Below are 19,288 nucleotides of genomic sequence, written 5' to 3'. Positions count from 1 at the left end.
GGTCAGTCTCCTTCCACGCGCAGGACCGAGACGACGCGCTCGACGACGCCGCTCGCGGCGAGCCGTCGGACGGTCTCGCTCAGGTCCTGCTCCAGGGCCTTGTGGGTTCCGATCACGAGCCGCGCGACCCCGGGCTCGCCGTTCGCCTCGGTGACCACGGTCTGCTCGAGGGTCGCGATGGAGACGCGGCCCTCGCTGAGGATGCCGGCGATCGTCGCGAGCACGCCGGGCTCGTCGTCGACCTCGAGGGTGATCTGGTAGCTGGTCGTGACCCGGCCGATCTCGACGATCGGGAGGTTCGCCCGGGTGGACTCCCCGACGCCGACACCGCCCGCGATGTGCCGCCGCGCCGCCGAGACGACGTCGCCGAGGACGGCGGAGGCCGTCTGCACCCCTCCCGCGCCCGCGCCGTAGAACATGAGGTTGCCGGCCGCCTCGGCCTGCACGAAGACGGCGTTGTTGGCGCCGTGCACGCTCGCGAGGGGGTGGGTGCGATCGATGAGGGCGGGGTAGACGCGGACCGAGATCGACTCGCCCGAGCCGTCGGTCAGGCGCTCGCACACGGCGAGCAGCTTGACGACATAGCCCGCGTGACGCGCGGCGTCCATCATCGCCTTGTCGATGCCTGTGATGCCCTCGCGGTGGACGCTCTCCAGCGGGACCGTCGTGTGGAAGGCGAGGCTCGCCAGGATCGCGGCCTTCTGCGCGGCGTCGTACCCCTCGACGTCCGCCGTCGGGTCCGCTTCGGCGTACCCGAGGCGCTGAGCGTCCGCGAGCACGTCCGCGAGCTCGGCGCCCTCGGTGTCCATGCGATCGAGGATGTAGTTGGTGGTCCCGTTGACGATGCCCATGATCCGCTGCACACGGTCGCCGGCGAGCGAGTCCCGCAGCGGCCGGATGATCGGGATGGCGCCGGCCGCAGCGGCCTCGTAGTAGACCTGCGCGCCGACCTGGTCGGCGGCGTCGAAGATCTCGGGGCCGTGCGTCGCCAGAAGCGCCTTGTTCGCCGTCACGACGTCGGCACCCGAGTTGATCGCCTGCAGGAGATGGGATCGCGCCGGCTCGATGCCTCCCATGAGCTCGATGACGATGTCGGAGCCGACGATGAGGGGCTCCACGTCGGTCGTGAACAGCTCGGCGGGAAGGTCGGCGTCGCGCTTGGCCGCCGGGTCCCGCACGGCGATGCCGACGAGCTCGAGGGTCGCCCCTGCGCGGTCGGCCAGCTCCTGCCCGTGGCGAAGCAGCAGCGCGGCGACCTGGGAGCCCACGGCTCCGGCCCCGAGCAGCGCGACGCGCAGGCGACGGTAGTCGGTCACGTCGTCTCGCTCCGCTGACTCATTCTCGGCATGTCGTTCCCTTCCGTCGGGGTGGCGGTGAGGCCGGCGTCCCGCGCGAGGAGGTCGTCGACCGTCTCGCCGCGCACGATGACGCGCGCCTCGCCCCCGCGCAGCGCCACGACGGGCGGACGGGGGACGTAGTTGTAGGTGTTCGCGAGCGAGAAGCAGTACGCGCCCGTCGCGGGGACGGCGAGGAGATCGCCGGGGGCGACGTCTCCGGGGAGGTGCTCGGCATCCACCACGATGTCGCCCGACTCGCAGTGCTTGCCGACGACCCGGGCGAGCACGGGATCCGCGTCGCTCGTGCGCGATGCGATGCGCGCGCTGTACTGCGCACCGTAGAGGGCGGGCCGCGCGTTGTCGCTCATGCCGCCGTCGACGCTCACGTAGAGCCGCGTGAGCGCGTCGTCCACCTGGACGGGTTTCGTCGTCCCCACCTCGTAGAGCGTCACGCCCGCCTTGCCGACGATCGCGCGGCCCGGCTCGAAGGCGAGATGGGGGACGGGGATGCCGCGCACGGCGCACTCCTGCGCCACCGCGTCGACGATGCCGGTGGCCAGCGCCTCGATCGGCGTGGGATCGTCCTCGGGACGGTAGGCGATTCCGAAGCCGCCGCCGAGATTGAGGACCGGGATGTCCCCGCCCGCGAGAAGCTCGGCGTGCAGCTCGACGACGCGCGCCGCGGACTCGCGGAAGCCCGCCGTGCCGAAGATCTGAGACCCGATGTGGCAGTGCAGTCCCGTGAACTCGAGACCGTCGAGCTCCCGGATGCGCGCGACGGCGGCCGGGGCATCCTCCAGCGTGAAGCCGAACTTCTGGTCCTCGTGAGCCGTCGCGAGGAAGTCATGCGTCTCGGCGTGCACGCCGCTGCTGACGCGGAGCAGCACCGCCTGCCGGGCGTCGCGGCGCTCGACGATCGCGGCGAGGCGCTCGAGCTCGATCCAGCTGTCGAGGACGATGGAGCCGATGCCGACCTCGACGGCGCGCTCGAGCTCGCGGACGCTCTTGTTGTTGCCGTGGAACCCCAGGCGGGCGGGGTCGGCGCCGGCAGCGAGCGCGACCGCGAGCTCTCCTCCGGTGCACACATCGACGGCGAAGCCCTCCTCCATCACCCACCGGACGACCTCGGTGGAGAGGAAGGCCTTCCCGGCGTAGTACACGCGCGCCTGCGCGCCGTGCGCGCCCGCCGCCGAGCGGAAGGCCGCCAGCGTGCGCCGTGCGGCGCGGCGCACCTCGTCCTCATCGAGCACGTAGAGGGGAGTGCCGAATCGCTCGCGCAGCGCGGTGGCGCGGATGCCCCCCAGCACGAGGACCCCGTGCTCGTCGCGCTCGGCGGCCTCCGGCCAGACGCTCGCCGGCAGGTCGTTCGCATCATCCGGGGCGGCCGGCACGGGGGTGGCTCGGCTCTGCGGGGCGGCGGACACGGCGGGGACCAATCGGTGAAGGCTTCGGCGCGACGTCGTCCCGACGGACAGGGCGACGGATGCCGCGGCCGGTGGACTCACGCGCCGGGCAGTCCTTGCAGTCTAGGGCACGCCGTATGCCGCTCCCGGCCTGCGGTGCGGGCACGGTCGCGCGGGCGGCGTCACGCGTCGCAGGTCCCGTTCTCGCGGAGCGCGGGATCGCTCGCGATGCGTCCGTCCACGTCGAAGTCGGCGACGACGTGGTCGCCGTCGACCTGGACCTGAGTGAGCGTGAGCCCGGCCGGGATGTACTGCGCGATGCAGACGGTGTAGTCCTTCAGGACTGTGTCGGCGATCGCTCCGAAGCGGGAGGTCAGGTCGTCCGCCGAGACCTCCGCCCCCGCGACCTGCAGGCTCGACGGAGTCAGCACGATGTCGCCGTCGGCGGCGGACGGCGTGAGCGACACCCCGATCGGGACGGCGATGCCGAGGAACTGGAGCTCGGTCGACACCGCGAGGTCGGGCGATGCAAGGCTGAGCGAGTCGACGGGGAAGTCCTGGACGCCGGCGAGGAGCGCCTTGAGCTCGTTCTCGTCCAGGCGCACGGTGGCCGTGGCGGCGTCTGCCTCGGGTTCGCCGCGGATGCCGATGCCCGTCGCGTGCACGGTCACATCCCCGCTGAACTCGCCGAACGACACGTCGTCCGACGACACGGTCACGTCGTCGAGCGTTCCGGCGACGAGCTGCGGAATGACGGTTCCGGCCACCTCGACGTCGACCTCCTGGTCGGCCGGCAGCGCCAGGCTCGTCACGACCTGATCGCGGATGGTCTTCTCGACGATCCCCCGCGCGATGCTCTCGCCGAGGAACCACGCCGCCACCGCGAGGCCGATGACGATCGCCGCGGCGAGGATCCAGGGCCATGCGCGGCGGCGACGGCGGGGCTCGGGGGGAGCCGTCGTCCAGTCCGGGAGCGGCTGAGTGGGCTGCGTGTCGCCGACGGTCATGTCGCTACATCCGTTCCGGTGCGTGGACTCCGAGCAGGGACAGTCCGTTGCGCAGAACCTGGCCGGTCGCATCGTTGAGCCACCGCCGGGTGCGGTGGAGCGTCTCCACGGGGTCGTCGCCCTGCGGGATCACGCGGCAGTTGTCGTACCACCGGTGGTAGAGGCCGGCGAGCTCCTCGAGGAAGCGGGCGACCCGATGCGGCTCGCGGGTCTCCGCCGCGAACGCGACGACGCGCGGGAACTCCTGCAGCGCGCCCAGGAGCGCGGACTCGGTCTCGTGGTCGAGCAGCTCGGGGGCGAACTCCGACCGGTCGACGCCCGCCGCGTCGGCGTTGCGCCCGACGTTGTGGGTGCGGGCGTGCGCGTACTGCACGTAGAAGACGGGGTTGTCGTTCGTGCGGCGCTGGAGCACATCGAGGTCGACGTCGAGGTTCGAGTCGGCCGAGCTCCGCGTGAGGGCGTAGCGCGCGGCATCCACGCCCACGATCTCCACGAGGTCCTCCATCGTCACGACGGTGCCGGCGCGCTTGGACATGCGCACGGGCTGGCCGTCCTTGACCAGGTTCACGAGCTGGCCGATCAGGATCTGCAGGCTGACGTAGGGCTCGTCCCCGAACGCGGCGCACATCGCCATGAGGCGCTTGACGTAGCCGTGATGGTCGGCGCCGAGCATGATGATGCACCGGTTGAAGCCGCGCTCGCGCTTGTCGAGGTAGTAGGCGAGGTCGCCCGAGATGTAGGCGGGCGTGCCGTTGGAGCGGATCACGACGCGGTCACGGTCGTCGCCGAACGTGGTGGAGCGCAGCCAGACCGCGCCGTCCTCTTCGAAGATGTGGCCGAGATCCCGCAGCCGCTCGACGGCGCGCTCGACGGCGCCGGACTCGTGCAGGTCGTTCTCGTGGAAGTAGACGTCGAAGTCGACCCCGAAGTCGTGGAGGCTCTTCTTGATCTCGTCGAACATGAAGCCGACGCCGAGCTCGCGGAACGCCTCCTGCTTCGCGTCTGGGTCGAGCGCATCGATGTCGCCCTCGTACGCCAGGGCGACGCGGCGGGCGATGTCGGCGATGTAGCCGCCGCCGTAGCCGTCTTCGGGGGTCGGCAGGCCCTCGTGTGCGGCGACGAGGCTGCGCGCGAAGCGATCGATCTGCGCGCCGTGGTCGTTGAAGTAGTACTCGCGCGTGACCTTCGCGCCCTGAGAGGCGAGGATGCGCGCCAGCGAGTCGCCGACGGCGGCCCATCGCGTGCCGCCGAGATGGATGGGCCCGGTGGGATTGGCGGAGACGAACTCGAGGTTGATCACCTCGTCGGCGAGAGCGGTGCTGGTCCCGAAGGCGGCGCCGGCATCGACGATGCTCTTCGCGAGCGCGCCGGCGGCCGCGGCATCCAGCCGGATGTTGATGAAGCCCGGCCCCGCGACCTCGACGCTCGCCACGCCCGGCGTCTCGGCCAGCTTGCCGGCGATCTCGGCAGCGAATTCGCGCGGGTTCGCCCCGACGGCCTTGGCGAGCTTGAGTGCGGCATTGGACGCCCAGTCGCCGTGCTCGCGGTTCTTCGGGCGCTCGAGGGGAAGCCCCGACGCCGTGACGCCTTCGCCGGATCCCGGACGCCGCGCCTCGGCGAGGGGGACGATGACGGCGGCGAGAGCGGCGGAGAGTGCGTCAGGAGTCATAACCGCACCAGTCTACGTTTCGGCGCCTCTCCTCCCGATGCGCCCTCGCCCCGCCCCACCCTCCCCCCTCATCCCCGCCGGCGTGAGGCGCCGACCCAACACACGCGCGCTCGACCATCGATCTCCGGGCGGCCGCGGCGTGGAGGCTCACGCGGCGATGTGAGGTCTCGGCACCGCCGCGCCCCGACGTACGTCGCGAAACGTCGGGGGCGGCTGCACCGGCTGTCGCGACGGACGCACGCCGAACGACGCGAGGACCGCTCGGAAGCGCTCGAGGTCTCTCAGTTCCCTCGAGCCCCAGCGGATCACGCGCCGTCCCGTGCGCCCGCGGATGTCGTCCTCACGCCGCTTCTCGGCGAGCACGATGTCAGCTGCCGTGCGGTCGGCGAGCACCGCTGCATCCGTGTACTTCACGGTGCCGTCCACTTCTGCCCACACATCCGCATCGTCCAGAGCGAAGTCGAGTTCGTAGAAGCCGCGGCTGTGCGAGACCCGCACCTGCAGCCGAGGTGCGGCGAAGCCCAGAAGCAGGAGGTAGAGGCGGCTCACGCTCTCGAGGGGCGACTCGGCGCGCCCGTCGGCGAAGCCGACCACCCATCGGGCCTGCACCACGCCGCGGGCACCTGGTTGCAGGGCGGGTCGAGCCAGGACGTCGGTGCGAAATCGGTCGGCCGCCCCGTCGGCATACGTCCGGTTCGCCGAGTCCCACGCGACCAGGCGCGATGCGGCGTCCGCGAGCGCCACGGCCGCCTCCAACGGCAGGATGCCGACCACGTCCGCCACGGTGCGAGCGAGGCTCGTGACCCGCAGACCGCCGATCGTCTCCCAGTCGTCCTCAACGCGCGTGGCGTGCCGCGCAAGCCCGGGCCCCTTGGTCAGGCCGTGGGCCGTCGCTCCGGACACGTGGACTCGGGATGGCTCGTAACGGAAGAGCGGGAGGTTCCACAGCACGGCGGCCGAGGTGTGCGACAACACGACGTCGCCGCCGCGCGCCGCCCGGGCGGCCGCGATCGCGCGTGCGGCATGACGCTCCTCCGCGAACCAGCGCGACCACGTGTCGGCGTCCACGTACCAGCCCCGATGCACGACGATGATCGACTTCTGCGCGACGGCGACCCGAAGGCCCTCGCGGCTCAGTCGGCGCGACATGCGCAGCGACTCCGCCGACAGGACGTGGGCGCTCACTTCGTCGAGGTTCACACCTCGAGCGTGCGCGACGGCAGCGCCTCGGCATCCATGCCCCCCGCCCCTGTGGAGCACCGATGACTCCTCCGCGCTTGGGGAGGCGAGCGTGACTCACCGCCGGGCGTCAACCCACACGGTCCCGCCCGAGAAGCGGTTCTCGAGCGGCTCGAGGGTGGAGTCCGAGGCGCGAATGAGTGGATTCGCGAAGGGACCGGCGGGTCAGGAGAGCTGGACGAGGCTCGCGGGGTCGTCGGCGGCGGGATCGGATGCCTCGGCCCGGACCGGCTGCGTCTGGAGGCCCTCGCCCGACACGTCGTCGGGCAGGACCGCAGCGTCGACCCGCATGCGCGCGAGGCCCACGTACCCGCCGTGGTAGCTCAGGAACGCGCAGTCCGCGGCATCCCGGCCCGTCGCGATGCGCACGAGCGAGCGGCGGTTCGCCAGGCGCGTCGCGTCGATGACGTACCAGGCGCCGTCGTGGTACGCCTCGGCGACGGCGTGGAAGTCCATCGGCCGGAGCCCCGGCGCGAAGCACGCGGCGTACCGGGCCGGCATGTCCATCGCGCGCAGCAGCGCGATGACGACGTGCGCGTAGTCGCGGCACACTCCCTGACCGGTCATGAGCGTTGTGACGGCGCTGTCGGTGCCCTGGCTGAGGCCCGGCGTGTAGGTCGTGCTCGTCGCGACGAAGTCGCTGACGGCGGCGATGAGCTCGTAGCCGTGCAGGCCCTTGAACTGCCGGCGGGCCTGCGAGAACACCTCGTCGGACTGGCAGTAGCGGCTGGGGCGGAGGTAGGTGATGGCCTCGAGGTCGCTCGTGCGGCTCGCCGCCATCTGCCCCTCCACGGTCGCCCGGTAGCGCACCTCGAGGCGTCCGGCCTCGCCCATCAGGCGATGCAGCCGGCTGCCCGACTGGTCGACGATCTCCGTCGGCGTGTACACGCGCTCGCCCTGTGTGAACGTCAGCTCCTCGCTGACGACCGGCACCTGCTGGGCCGCCGTGATCTGGAAGATGAGGTCGACGGACGACCCCAGATCGAGGTCGAGTTCGGCGGTCACGAGGCGTTGCACCGCAGTATCCTCGCATGCCGTGACGACCGCTCCGCCCGCACGGATGAAAGACGTGCGGCAACGGAGCCGGGAGCGCTTCCCGACGGGCGTAGGGGGATGCCGCGCGCCCCGGTTTTCCGCGGGTTCCGGGCCGATGCGGCGTTCCGGGAATTCTGACGTACACTCGCCCGCGTGAACCCGCACGGACGCAGTCGCGCGCGGCGTCCGGTGTGGCTGCTGATCGGCCTCCTGGTCGCCGTCGCCGTCGTCTGCTCGGTCGGCGCCTGGAGGGCCTGGATGAACCCCGTCGAGCCGGTCGCGTCCGTCGCTCGAGCCCAAGCGGCAGCCGTCGCCCCGGCACCCCTTGTCCTCCCGGAGGAGCCGACGGTGCTGGTCTTCGGCGACTCGTGGACCTACGGGTCGGCCGCGACGGTTCCGACTCTGGGCTACGCCTACGTGATCGGCGAGACGCTCGGCTGGAACACCGTCGTCGACGGGGTCCGCGGAAGCGGCTATCTCAAGCCCGGCCTCGACGGCGGCAGCTTCGGCGAGCGCATCGCGCAGCTCGACCCGAACCTCGATCCCGATCTCGTGATCGTCGAGGGCTCGATCAATGACCGGCGCCTGTACCCGGCGGGATACCGCGCGGCCGTCACCGCAGCCTGGAACTCGCTGGCCGAGCTCTATCCCGAGGCCCAGTTCGTCATCCTGGGCCCCGCGCCGCAGGTCCTGCCCGTCGAGAAGCCCACGGCGAGGATCGACGCCGATCTCGCCGAGCTCGCGGCCGCACGCGGCTGGTGGTACATCTCCCCCATCGCGGAGAACTGGATCACCGAAGCCAACTACAGCACGGTCATCGACACGTCCGACATCGGCCGCGACCACCCCACGACCGAGGGCCACGCGCTCCTCGCCGAGCGGCTCGCCACAGGCCTTGCCAGGCTCGCCGAGGGCAACGGCGTGACCGCCGACGCCGGCTGATGCTTCCCCGGCTGGCGGCACGGGACGGTGCTCGCTCGGTGATACCCTCGATCGGTACGCCTCCGTAGCTCAGGGGATAGAGCGTTGGTTTCCGGTACCAAAGGTCGCAGGTTCGATTCCTGTCGGGGGCGCGTACGAGAAGGGGCCGCCCGCCAGGGCGGCCCCTTCTCTCGTTCCCGCTAGGGTCCTGCCATGCCCCTTGCCCTGGTCACCGGCGCCGCGCGCGCGAACAGCATCGCCGCGGGTGTCGTGCCGCGTCTGCGCGCGGACGGCTGGGAGGTCGCGACGAGCGACCTCCGCGACGCCCACTTCCCGTGCGATCTCTCCACCCCCGACGGTCCCGACGCCCTCGTGGAGACCGTTCGCGCAGCGCACGGGTAGATCTCGGCCCTTGTCCTGAGCCACGCGCACGACGTGGAGTCCGGCATCCTCGACACCACCGCCGAGAGCTTCGACACCCACGTCGCCGTCAACGCGCGCGCGAGCCTCCTCCTCATCGCAGCGTTCGCCCGTCAGGTGCCGGCCGACGGAGGCGTCGTGGTGGCACTGACGAGCGACCACACCACGGGGAACCTCCCCTACGGCGCGTCCAAGGGCGCCCTCGACCGCATCGTCATCTCCGCCGCCCGGGAGCTCGGCACGCTCGGCATCTCGGCCAACGTCCTCAACCCGGGTCCGGTCGACACGGGATGGATGGACGACGGCGTGCGCGGCGCCCTGCGAGCGCACCAGCCGCTCGGTCGCCTGGGCACGCCGAGCGACATCGCGGCGACGGTGTCGTTCCTCGTGTCACCCGAGGGCCGCTGGATCTCGGGTCAGCTGCTGCACGCCGACGGCGGCTTCTCGGCGCGCTTCTGACCCGCCGGGCCCTCGTCGTTCCGGGCGGGCAGGTGGGTTTCAGATCGCCGAATCGAAGTCGGTCGGGCGGTCGTCGGCGTCGACGGGGACCGCAACAGGGTGCAGCGCGCGGGCGAGCCCACGCAGGCGATGCACGAGATCGTCGTCCACGAGCTCCTCGTACTCCCCCTCGGCGGTCGTCGCCACGATCTGGCTCGCCGGTCCGACGAGGAAGGTCGCCTCGGCGTGGTGGCCGTCCTTGGCCACGATGGGGATCTCGACGCTCGCCGCCGACCCCACGTCCGCGAGCGCCTGGCTGTAGTCCAGGAGCGCATCGGCGATGTCGTCGCCCGTCAGATACTCGCCACCCGCGTACGCCAGAACCTTCACCACTCTTTGCTAATCCACCTTGGGCGGATCGGTCTCGGGGTTGCCATCGGGCGGGCGAGCCGCTACATCCTCGGAGCGCTCGTAGCGCCGCGCTTCCGGACTGGCAAGGGGGTTCAGTCCGGTCGCGCGTGCCCGGAGCATGGTGGCATGGGTGCGGAGAAGGATGTCGCGGGCAAGACGATCGTGGTCGCAGGGGCATCGAGCGGGTTCGGGCGGGGTGCGGCCGAGCGGCTGGGCGAGCTGGGTGCCAACGTCGTCGTCGCGGCGCGCCGTTCCGCGGTTCTCGACGAGGTCGCGGAGAAGATCACGTCCGCCGGCGGCGCGGCGCTCGCCGTGCCGACCGACGTGAGCGACCCCGACGCCGTGCACCGGCTCGCGCAGGCGGCCCTGCAACGGTTCGGGGGCATCGACCTGTGGGTCAACAACGTCGGGATCGCCGCGCTGGGCTTCTTCTGGGACGTGCCCCTCCCTGATCACGCGCGCATCGTCGACGTCAACGTGAAGGGTCTGATGTACGGCGCGCACGTCGCGCTGCGGCACTTCGTGGAGCGCGGCGAGGGCACGCTCGTCAACGTCGGCTCGGTCGAGAGCGAGATCCCGCTCGCGTACCAGACGAGCTATGCCGCATCGAAGGCCGCCGTGCTGAGCCTCGGCCGATCGCTCAACGAGGAGCTGCGCCTGGCGGGTCTGAGCGATCGCATCAAGGTCGGCACGATCATGCCGTGGGCCGTCGACACGCCGTTCTGGAGCCACACGGCGAACTACACCGGGCGCACCCCGCGCATGGCGGCCCTCGACGATCCCCGGATCGTCGTCGACGCCATCGTCCGCGCGTGCGTCGATCCCAAGGAGGAGCAGCCCGTGGGCGGCAAGGCCCGCGGCGCGAAGCTGTCGCATCAGCTCTTCCCCGACCTCGCCGAGCGCGTGTCGGCGAAGATCGCCGATGCGGAGTCAAAGAAGGGCGTCCCGGTCGCGAACACGACCGGCGCGATCTACGAGCCCCTCGTCGCCGGGACGACCGTGGATGGAGGCGTCCGGGAGCGCGTCGAGCGCGAGGACGAGGAGCGCCGCGAGCGGGAGCGCCTGCGCGGGGAGCGGCGCACCGCGAAGAGCTGACCGCACATCAGGCCGCGGCATCCGTCTCGGCCGTACCGAAGGAGGAGCCATGAGCACACCCGTCGAGAACGACCCCGAGGGCACGCCGGAGGACGGCGGCCTGGGGCAGGACGGCACCATCCCCGACGACCCCGACGGGGTGGCCGCGGGCCACACCGGCGAGCAGTCCACCTTCGAGCCGGAAGAGGACGAGCTGGCAGACGCCGACCCGGAGTGAGACTCCCACTCGCGCAAGTGGGTCTTCCACGTCGGTGCGGCCGCCGCCCTGGGCCTTGCGAGCGCGTGGGCGGCGTCGACACGGCCGGTCGCATAGCCGCCTTCGGAAGCGGCTTCGCCGCGGGTCGCCGCGCCCACGAAGACCCTGGAAAGACGTGGCACGCCAGAGCGGCCGCCCCCGAGGGGACGGCCGCTCCGCGTGGGAACGAGCGGATGCCTAGGCTGCCGCCCGGCCCTTGAAGGCGTCCATGCTCTTGCCCGCGCCGTGCGACTTGCCGGGCGAGCGCACACCGTTGACCGCCGACGTGTCGAAGGCGAAGGTGACGATCGCGGCGGCGACCGCATCGGAGTTGACGTCGAGCGCATCGACGTTGATGTTGCCGACCAGCTCGTAGTCCTGTGCGAGCTGATCGTAGAGGGCGACCGGCTGGCCGGCCCCCGTCAGGTTGTCGCAGAACGCGTGGTAGCAGGGGTCCAGCGCAGCGCCTGCCACGCCACCCCAGATCTCCGCTTCCTCGGCGGTCTTCGGCACCTCGGCGCCGGTGAAGAGTCCGCCCGCGGGGATCCCGATCGCGATGAAGGGGCCGTAGTCGGACCGTCCGGAGAACTCGGTGTCCTTGTACGGCTCGCCCACGCTGTCGTAGAACGCCTGGAAGACGTCCTCGATCTGGGCCGAGCCCTCGGGGATCTCGACCGTCGCGGTCCCGCTGGAGTCGTCGCCGTCGTACACGCCGTAGGTGTAGTTCGGCGACGCGATCATGTCGAAGTTCAGGTAGAGCGCGATCTTGGCGGCCTCCTCTTCCGACAGCTCGGCGACGTAGTGCTCGGATCCGAGCAGGCCCGACTCCTCCGCGCCCCACCACGCGAAGCGCACGGCGTTGCTCGGCTTGACCTTCTGCATCTGGATGGCCGTCTCCAGCAGCGCCGCGCTGCCCGAGCCGTTGTCATTGATGCCGGCGCCCTCCTGGACGCTGTCGAGGTGCGCACCCGCCATCACGACGTTGTCCGGGTTCCCGGTCTTCGTCTGGGCGATGACGTTCCACGCGGTCCGGGTGTCGGCGGTGAACTCCACCGTGACCCGGACGGTCGCGCCCGGCGTGGCGGCGAGGTTCTCGCCGGCCGCCGACGTGACGTTGACCACGGGGATTGTGAGGCCGGTGGCGTCGCCGATCATCCCGATGAGCCCGGTCCGTCCGGGCTGACCCTCGTTCATGATGATGGCGCCGGCAGCCCCCGCCGCCTCGGCGTTGAGCGCCTTGACGGCGAAGCCGCACGTGCCGCGCTGCATGAGGGCGATGCCGCCTTCGGGGAAGCCGACGAAGTCCTCGGCCTCGCAGCCGCTGGTGTTGCTGTTGTTCGGGAGGCCGGCGGCCGGGATGACCAGGCCCACCGGGACGAGCGGCCCCTCGGCGGTTCCCTCGGGGGTGCCCGAGTCGAACTGGTTCCGGATGAAGTCCACCTCGTTCACGAACGTGCGCGGGTCGGGGCTGATGCGGATGAGCTCCGAGTTCTCCTCGAAGAAGTCGAACTCGAACGCCTGCTTCTCGGGGGTGTAGCCGGCGGCCGCCAGCTGCGCCATGACGTAGTCGACGGATGCCTCGTAGCCCGGCAGCCCCGCGGCCCGGTTGCCTCCGTTCTCGTCGGCGATCGCCTGGAACGCCTCGAGGTGATTCATCACCCCCTCGACGGTGACGGCCTTCGTGATCTTCTTCACCGAATTGTTGTTCGGTGCCGCGTACGCAGGTGAGGCGTACGCGACGGACACTGCCAGGGCTCCCGCCGCAACCGCGGCGAATGCCCGACGTCTCGTAGACGGCATGACATTTCCTCTCAGCCTGACGACCCCAATGTCGGCAGGTCCTTCGACGCTACCCAGCCGTCAGGCGAGAGGAAAGACTTCGAGCCCGATCCGCCGAGATCACTCGTGGCCGACGAGCTTGAGCCCGATGACGCACCCGACCAGGCCGAGGATGAGCAGGAGCCGCACGATCGAGAACGGTTCGGCCCCGGTGAGCATGGCGTAGGCGACGGTCAGCGAGGCGCCGATCCCGACCCAGACGGCGTACGCCGTCCCTGTCGAGATGTCGCGCATCGCCCACGCGAGGCCGCCCATGCTGGCCACGAGCGAGACGCCGAAGACGATGCTCGGCCACAGCTTGGTGAAGCCCTCGGACTTTCCCAGCGCGGTTGCCCAGACGGCTTCGAGGATTCCTGACACGACGAGGATGACCCACGACACGAGACTCGCCTCCTTGGCCAGTCTTGTCGCTCACCGGGTACTGATCCGTCGTCCGGGGATCCGGTCGAGGATCCGGCATCAGCCTAGCCGAGCAGCCTGGGCAGCCTCTGAGCAGCGGGCCGCGGCATCCACTCTCTTCCTCAGACGAGGAAGATCCCGTCGAGGACGCCCGGATTGTGCGCGTGCACGAGCACGAGGAAGACGACGGCGTCGAAGAGCAGATGCACGGTGACCACGTATGCGAGCGACCGGGTCACCATGAAGATGAAGCCCTGGAGCAGCGCGAAGGGGATCGTCAGGAACGGTCCCCACGCCTGATAACCGAGCTCCCAGAGGAACGAGACGAAGACGACGGCCTGAAGCAGGTTGGACTGCCAGTCCGGGAAGTGCCGGCGCAGCAGCGCGAACACCGTGCAGATGAAGAAGAGCTCGTCCCAGATGCCGACCGCGCCCACTCCGACGAAGAGCCGCGCGATGAGGTCGGGGGTGTCGACGACGGGCCAGTTCGTGTAGACGCCCGAGGTGATGAAGTAGAAGGGGAGGATCAGCCATCCGAGTGCGAGGACGAGGGCGAGCCACGACCACTGGAAGAGCGTCCATCGCCCTCCCCCACGCCAGGGGAAGCGGATCGCGTAGTCGCGGTAGACCCACCGGGACAGGACGTAGGGCACCGCGACCGCTGCGCCCAGAGCCACCCCGAAGCGGAGCATCGCGAGATTGTCGAGCTCGGCCTTCAGCGGGATCGCGCTCACGATGAGAAGTCCGACCGCGATGAGCGAGAGATCGCGGACGAGGCTCGGCGGGCGACGGATGCCGGCTGCCTGCGCGACGCCCGGAGCCACGGCGTCGACCCCCGGTTCCCCGGCGAGTCCGGGGGCAGCATCCGAAAGCCGCCCGCGCTCGATCAGCAGCGCCGCCAGGAGCGCCGCGGCCAGGAGAGCCCAGCCCACCCACGGCACGCGCACCACGAAGAACGCCGGGGCGGCGAGGCAGGCGAGGAGGGCGGGGAGCAGCCCCCACGACCAGGCGGGGCGGACGAACTGCGGGACGGCGGGATGCGCGGGCACTCAGGCTCCCCGGCGCCGGGGGTCGGCGTGCCGCGTCACGGGCGGTCCCGGCGGCGATACGTCAGGTCGCGGATCACGCGACCGGCGCGGGCGCCCTTGCGTTCGAAGGCGGTGAGGACGCGGCCCTGGAAGCGCTGCGCCCAGTCCCCCTCGTAGGCCCGCTCGAAGTCCGGAGCGTCGTCGAGCACCGTCCGCATCTGGCGCGCATAGTCCTCCCAGTCGGTCGCGAGCCGCAGCATCCCGCCATCGCGCAGCGCCCGCGCGGCGAGAGACGCGAAGGAGTCGGTGACGAGCCGGCGCTTCGTGTGCTTCTTCTTGTGCCACGGGTCGGGGAAGAAGACCCAGACCTCGTCGGCGGATGCCTCGGGCAGCAGATGCTCGAGCACCTCGGGCGCGTTCGCCTCGACGAGGCGCAGGTTGCGCGCGCCGGCGCGGTCGGCGTCGAGCATGGTGCGCGCGAGACCGGCCTTGAACACCTCGACGGCCAGGAAGTCCTGTTCGGGATGGGATGCCGCGGCGCGCACGATCGCGTGCCCCTGACCCGAGCCGATCTCGACGACGAGAGGCGCTTCGCGCCCCCACACGGCGGCAGGCTCCACGGCCGCGCCGGGACGGACGCTCGTGGCCGCGGCATCCCGCTCCACGGAGATCAGGAACTGCGCGGACAGCTCCGACCAGGCGCGCTCCTGCGCCTCGGACATCCGGCCGCTGCGGCGCACGAACGACACCGGCCGGTCGCGGAAGGTGCGGGCCTCGGCGGAGGGGGCGGGGACGTCGGACACCCTTCCAGGCTAGCCAACGGCCCGCGCGGATCCCGCCCTCACGAGGACGGACGCCACGCGGCGGCCGACGAGGGAGGGCATCTTCGTCAGAGCGTCAGGTCGTCACGTAGTCGATCAGCTCCTCGACGCGGCCGAGGAACGACGGCTCGAGGTCGCGATAGCTCTTCACGGCGCTGAGTATCCGCTGCCATGCCCGCGCGATGTCGGCCTGGTCCCGCGCCGGCCAGCCCAGTGCGCGGCACACTCCCACCTTGAACTCGATGCCGCGGGGCACCTCGGGCCAGGCCGCGATCCCGAGGGCGCGTGGGGTGACGCACTGCCAGACGTCCACGTACGGGTGGCCGACGATCTTGAGGTGGGCGCCGTGCGGGCCCCGCAGGACAGCGTTCGCGAGGCGGGACTCCTTCGATCCCGGCACGAGGTGGTCGACCAGCACGCCGTACCGCCGGTCGGCGGTCGGCGGCTCTTCGTCGAGCACCGCCTCGAGGAGATCGACCCCCTGCAGGTACTCGACGACGACCCCCTCGACGCGCAGATCGTCGCCCCACACCTTCTCGACGAGATCGGCGTCGTGCCGGCCCTCCACGAAGATGCGGCTCGCGCGCGCGACACGAGCGCGAGCGTCGGGGACGGCGAAGGATCCCGACGCCGTGCGGGCGGGTCCCGTTCGTGCGGAGGACGCCGGTGCGACGAGCACGACGTCCTCGCCGTCGACGAGGAAGCCGGGGCCGAGCGGGAAGAGCCGACGCCGCGCGTGCCGGTCCTCGAGCTCCACCGCGCCCGAACGCACACCGGTCACGGCGCCGCAGAATCCCCCGTCGGCGACCTCGACGACGAGGTCGGCCTCCGCGGGGATGCGCGGCAGCTCACGCTGCAGCCGCTTCTTCCACCCGGGTGCGAGCACGTCCGCGCCGTATCGATCGTCCATCTGCCCTCCGAAGCGGTCAGCGTACCCGCGCGGGACGCTCCGCTCGGGGAGCGACCCGCCTCCTGTCAAGGGCGGCGCGCTCCCCTACCGATGCATGCCGGGGCGTGAATAGACTCGGCACGGGGGCGGGTCCACGGCTCCCGAGGAGGGGGACGCGATGCCCGCGCGACGAGTACTCGCGCTCACAGCAGCTCTCTCGCTGCTGCTTCTGGGCGGAGCCGGTGCCGCCTCCGCCACCGATCCCGTCACGCTGGGATCCAGCTACGTCGTCGACCAGGTCGACGCGCTGTCGGGCTCCGAGGAGCAGGCCGCCGAGGAGCGGCTGCAGCAGCTCTCGGATGAGACCGACGTCGATCTGTGGGTCGTGTTCGTCGACGACTTCACGAATCCGTCGGATGCTGCGAACTGGGCGAACCAGACCGCCACCGTCAATGGGCTCGGCCCGAACCAGTACCTTCTCGCCGTCGCGGTCGACGGGCGCCAGTTCTACCTGTCGGGCGACTCGGCCGGCCCCGTGACCGCGGATGAGCTCACCTCGATCGAGCAGCAGCAGGTGCAGCCGCAGCTCGCCGAGGACGACTGGGGCGGCGCGATCGACGCCGCCGCCGACGGACTGACATCCGCCGTCGGCGGGAGCAGTGGCGGAACGAGCGACGGGACGAGCGGCGGCGGGGTCTCCGGTCTGGCCGGAGCCGGCTGGAGCGTGCTCACCGGACTCCTCGTGCTCGTCCTCGCCATCGGGGCCATCGGCGTGATCATCTGGCTGGTCGTCCGTCGCCGGCGGCGGAGGCAGGCGCCGGCCGGCATCCCCGGCCCGCAGGGGGCTCCCCCGGTGAGCACCGAGGAGCTCGCCCGCCAGGCGTCGGCCGCCCTCGTCGAGACAGACGACGCGGTGAAGACGAGCGAGCAGGAACTGGGGTTCGCCAGGGCCCAGTTCGGAGACGCGGCCACTGTCGAGTTCGCTCAGGCCCTCGACGCGGCGAAGGCGAGCCTCACCAAGGCCTTCCTGCTCCAGCAGCAGCTGGACGACGCGACCCCCGACACCGAGGAGCAGGTGCGCGCCTGGAACACCCAGATCCTCCAGCTGCTCGAAGAGGCCAATAACGGACTCGACGAGAAGGCGGAGGCGTTCGACGAGCTTCGCAAGCTCGAGCAGAACGCTCCGGAGGCGCTCGCGCGGGTCCAGGAGCAGCGGACGGCCGCCGCGGGGGCTCTGGATGCCGCGGCCGACCGCCTCGCCGACCTGGGTCAGACATATGCCCCGGAGGCCCTCTCGACCGTGGCGGACAACCCCGAGCAGGCCCGCGACCGCTTGATGTTCGCCGAGGCGCAGCTCGCGTCGGCGCAGACCGCGATCGGCGCCGGCGACGGAGGTCAGGCCGCCGTCAGCATCCGAGCCGCCGAGGAGGCCGTCGGGCAGGCGAAGCTCCTCGAAGAGGCGATCGACAAGCTCGGTCGTGACCTGGCCGCGGGCGAGCAGAGCGCGCTGGCGCTCGTGGCCGAGCTCGAGCAGGACATCGCGGCGGCCTCCGCTCTGCCCGATCCCGACGGACGGGTCGCCGCGACGGTGACGGCGACGCGGCAGCAGCTCGACGCGGCCCGCGCACTGCTCGGGGCGACCCAGCGGCGTCCCCTCGCCGCCCTTCAGGCGCTCGAGGCGGCCGACCGCCAGATCGACGCCGTCATCGCCGGCGTCCGCGACGCCGCGGCCCAGGCGCAGCGGGCCCAGCAGATGCTGGGTCAGACGATCATGCAGGCGCGCGCCCAGGTGTCGGCGGCGGAGGACTACATCACGGCGCGTCGCGGCGCGGTGGGTGCCGAGGCGCGCACGCGTCTCGCCGAAGCCGGCGCCTCGCTCGTCCAGGCCGAGCAGCTCCAGTCCGCCGACCCGCATCGCGCGCTGCAGTACGCGCAGCGCGCCGATCAGCTGGCCGGGCAGGCGATCCAGTACGCGCAGAGCGATGTCGGGTCGTTCGGAGGCGGCGGGATGCTCGCCGCGCCGGGGGGCATGGGCAGTGCGGGCGGCGGAGGGGGCGGCATGCTCGGTGCCGTCCTCGGCGGTATCGTCCTCAACTCCGTGCTCGGCGGAGGCGGCCGCTCGGGGGGCGTCGGCGGCGGCAGCGTGTTCGGCGGAGGCGGCGGCATGCGCTCGGGCTCGGGCGGGGGCTTCCGGCCCGGCAGCTTCGGCGGAGGCGGCACGCGCGGCCGGCGAGGCGGAGGACGCTTCTGACCGACTTCCCCGGGTTCGCCGACTCGCGGCATCCCTGATTCCCCTACTTCGACAGGAAGGAAAACCGATGGCAAAGCAGTCCATCTTCGGTCGCATCTCCACGCTCGTCCGAGCGAACATCAACGCGCTTCTGGACTCCGCCGAGGATCCCCAGAAGATGCTCGACCAGCTGGTGCGCGACTACACCAACAGCATCGCCGACGCCGAGGCGGCGATCGCCGAGACGATCGGCAATCTGCGTCTGCTCGAGCGCGATCACCAGGAGGACGTCCAGGCCGCCGCCGAGTGGGGCAACAAGGCCCTGGCCGCCTCGCGCAAGGCCGACCAGCTGCGCGGGCAGGGCAACACGACCGACGCCGACAAGTTCGACAACCTCGCGAAGATCGCGCTGCAGCGTCAGATCAGCGAGGAGAACCAGGCGAAGGCCGTCGAGCCCACGATCGCGTCCCAGACGGAGGTGGTCGACAAGCTCAAGGACGGCCTCAACGGCATGAAGCAGAAGCTCGAGCAGCTCAAGTCCAAGCGCTCCGAGATGCTCGCACGCCAGAAGACCGCCGAGGCCCAGATCAAGGTGCATGACGCCGTCAAGTCGATCGACGTCCTCGACCCGACGAGCGAGCTCGGCCGGTTCGAGGACAAGATCCGCCGCCAGGAGGCGCTGGCCCAGGGCAAGCAGGAGCTGGCCGCGTCGAGCCTCGACGCCCAGTTCAACCAGCTCGAGGACGTCGGCGAGCTGACCGAGGTCGAGGCGCGACTCGCGGCCCTCAAGGGCGGGCAGCAGCCGGCGCAGGCGGCCATCGACGCGCCGAGCGCTCCGTACACGCCGTAGGCGCGGATTCGAAGGGCGTCGC

The 19,288-nt window shown here is 71.3% G+C and carries 17 protein-coding genes, 1 tRNA gene, 1 pseudogene and 1 riboswitch; of the genes and pseudogenes, 7 read left to right on the top strand and 12 right to left on the bottom strand.

The genetic code is table 11. The features are described 5' to 3' along the window. Nucleotides 1–2 precede the first annotated feature (2 nt). The 6 genes from EV279_RS14615 to EV279_RS14590 all read right to left on the bottom strand — a co-directional run bounded on the left by EV279_RS14615 (nt 3) and on the right by EV279_RS14590 (nt 7,672). Nucleotides 3–1,316, bottom strand: a complete 1,314-nt coding sequence (locus EV279_RS14615; RefSeq protein WP_133545258.1) for a homoserine dehydrogenase — start codon at nt 1,314–1,316, stop codon at nt 3–5. Further along, on the bottom strand, nt 1,313–2,761 hold the full coding sequence (lysA, locus tag EV279_RS14610) for a diaminopimelate decarboxylase (protein WP_133545587.1): 1,449 nt from the start codon (nt 2,759–2,761) through the stop codon (nt 1,313–1,315). Before lysA ends, EV279_RS14615 begins: the two co-directional genes overlap by 4 nt. Nucleotides 2,762–2,922: 161 nt before the next feature. Further along, complete coding sequence (locus tag EV279_RS14605; RefSeq protein ID WP_133545255.1) at nt 2,923–3,747, bottom strand: DUF2993 domain-containing protein; 825 nt, start codon at nt 3,745–3,747, stop codon at nt 2,923–2,925. Nucleotides 3,748–3,751: 4 nt separating this feature from the next. Then, nucleotides 3,752–5,416 carry an arginine--tRNA ligase gene (argS, locus tag EV279_RS14600; protein ID WP_133545253.1) on the bottom strand — a complete coding sequence of 555 codons (1,665 nt, stop codon included), beginning with the start codon at nt 5,414–5,416 and terminating at the stop codon, nt 3,752–3,754. 147 nt (nt 5,417–5,563) lie between these two features. Next, entirely contained in the window at nt 5,564–6,616 is a 1,053-nt protein-coding gene (locus EV279_RS14595) for a hypothetical protein (RefSeq protein ID WP_133545251.1), read from the bottom strand. A 204-nt stretch (nt 6,617–6,820) separates the two neighbouring features. Continuing rightward, nucleotides 6,821–7,672 carry a transglutaminase family protein gene (locus tag EV279_RS14590; RefSeq protein WP_133545249.1) on the bottom strand — a complete coding sequence of 284 codons (852 nt, stop codon included), beginning with the start codon at nt 7,670–7,672 and terminating at the stop codon, nt 6,821–6,823. 171 nt (nt 7,673–7,843) lie between these two features. On the opposite strand from EV279_RS14590, the gene EV279_RS14585 reads away from it, so the two are divergent. The 3 genes and pseudogenes from EV279_RS14585 (at nt 7,844) to EV279_RS14575 (ending at nt 9,490) form a co-directional block, all read left to right on the top strand. Next, a complete protein-coding gene (locus EV279_RS14585) occupies nt 7,844–8,632 on the top strand; it encodes an SGNH/GDSL hydrolase family protein (RefSeq protein WP_243728633.1) in 789 nt (262 codons plus the stop codon). Nucleotides 8,633–8,690: 58 nt separating this feature from the next. Continuing rightward, nucleotides 8,691–8,763 (top strand) — tRNA-Arg (locus EV279_RS14580). 61 nt (nt 8,764–8,824) lie between these two features. Further along, nucleotides 8,825–9,490, top strand: a pseudogene (locus tag EV279_RS14575) (SDR family oxidoreductase). Between the two features lie 39 nt (nt 9,491–9,529). Here the strand turns inward: EV279_RS14575 and EV279_RS14570 are convergent. Beyond that, a complete protein-coding gene (locus tag EV279_RS14570) occupies nt 9,530–9,859 on the bottom strand; it encodes a hypothetical protein (protein WP_133545247.1) in 330 nt (109 codons plus the stop codon). Nucleotides 9,860–10,006: 147 nt separating this feature from the next. Between EV279_RS14570 and EV279_RS14565 the strand changes: the two genes are divergently transcribed. Next, on the top strand, nt 10,007–10,975 hold the full coding sequence (locus EV279_RS14565; RefSeq protein ID WP_133545245.1) for an SDR family NAD(P)-dependent oxidoreductase: 969 nt from the start codon (nt 10,007–10,009) through the stop codon (nt 10,973–10,975). A 49-nt stretch (nt 10,976–11,024) separates the two neighbouring features. Next, nucleotides 11,025–11,192, top strand: coding sequence for a hypothetical protein (locus tag EV279_RS16870; RefSeq protein WP_166644540.1), 168 nt, complete (start codon nt 11,025–11,027; stop codon nt 11,190–11,192). 216 nt (nt 11,193–11,408) lie between these two features. Here EV279_RS16870 and EV279_RS14560 read toward each other — a convergent pair whose 3' ends face one another. The 5 genes from EV279_RS14560 to EV279_RS14540 all read right to left on the bottom strand — a co-directional run bounded on the left by EV279_RS14560 (nt 11,409) and on the right by EV279_RS14540 (nt 16,207). Next, the gene (locus tag EV279_RS14560; RefSeq protein ID WP_133545243.1) at nt 11,409–13,010 is read right to left on the bottom strand and encodes a M28 family metallopeptidase; all 1,602 of its coding nucleotides are present in this window, start codon (nt 13,008–13,010) and stop codon (nt 11,409–11,411) included. 99 nt (nt 13,011–13,109) lie between these two features. Beyond that, nucleotides 13,110–13,430 carry a multidrug efflux SMR transporter gene (locus EV279_RS14555; RefSeq protein ID WP_133545241.1) on the bottom strand — a complete coding sequence of 107 codons (321 nt, stop codon included), beginning with the start codon at nt 13,428–13,430 and terminating at the stop codon, nt 13,110–13,112. Nucleotides 13,431–13,442: 12 nt separating this feature from the next. Further along, nucleotides 13,443–13,507: riboswitch (guanidine-III (ykkC-III) riboswitch) on the bottom strand. Between the two features lie 63 nt (nt 13,508–13,570). Then, nucleotides 13,571–14,497, bottom strand: coding sequence for a CPBP family intramembrane glutamic endopeptidase (locus EV279_RS14550; protein ID WP_133545239.1), 927 nt, complete (start codon nt 14,495–14,497; stop codon nt 13,571–13,573). Nucleotides 14,498–14,532: 35 nt separating this feature from the next. Continuing rightward, complete coding sequence (trmB, locus tag EV279_RS14545) at nt 14,533–15,198, bottom strand: tRNA (guanosine(46)-N7)-methyltransferase TrmB (RefSeq protein WP_243728646.1); 666 nt, start codon at nt 15,196–15,198, stop codon at nt 14,533–14,535. A 175-nt stretch (nt 15,199–15,373) separates the two neighbouring features. Further along, nucleotides 15,374–16,207 carry a DUF3097 family protein gene (locus EV279_RS14540; RefSeq protein WP_133545235.1) on the bottom strand — a complete coding sequence of 278 codons (834 nt, stop codon included), beginning with the start codon at nt 16,205–16,207 and terminating at the stop codon, nt 15,374–15,376. Nucleotides 16,208–16,364: 157 nt separating this feature from the next. Here EV279_RS14540 and EV279_RS14535 point away from each other — a divergent pair, with 157 nt between their 5' ends. Both EV279_RS14535 and EV279_RS14530 read left to right on the top strand, forming a co-directional pair. Continuing rightward, nucleotides 16,365–18,437 carry a TPM domain-containing protein gene (locus EV279_RS14535; protein ID WP_133545233.1) on the top strand — a complete coding sequence of 691 codons (2,073 nt, stop codon included), beginning with the start codon at nt 16,365–16,367 and terminating at the stop codon, nt 18,435–18,437. A gap of 67 nt (nt 18,438–18,504) precedes the next feature. Continuing rightward, nucleotides 18,505–19,266 carry a PspA/IM30 family protein gene (locus EV279_RS14530; protein ID WP_133545231.1) on the top strand — a complete coding sequence of 254 codons (762 nt, stop codon included), beginning with the start codon at nt 18,505–18,507 and terminating at the stop codon, nt 19,264–19,266. The last annotated feature ends 22 nt before the right edge of the window (nt 19,267–19,288 follow it).

This window comes from Microbacterium sp. BK668 (assembly GCF_004362195.1).
In the GTDB taxonomy this organism is placed as follows: Bacteria; Actinomycetota; Actinomycetes; order Actinomycetales; family Microbacteriaceae; genus Microbacterium.
The sequence above is the reverse complement of the archived record's forward strand: the minus strand, read 5'-3'. Positions and strand labels throughout refer to the sequence as shown.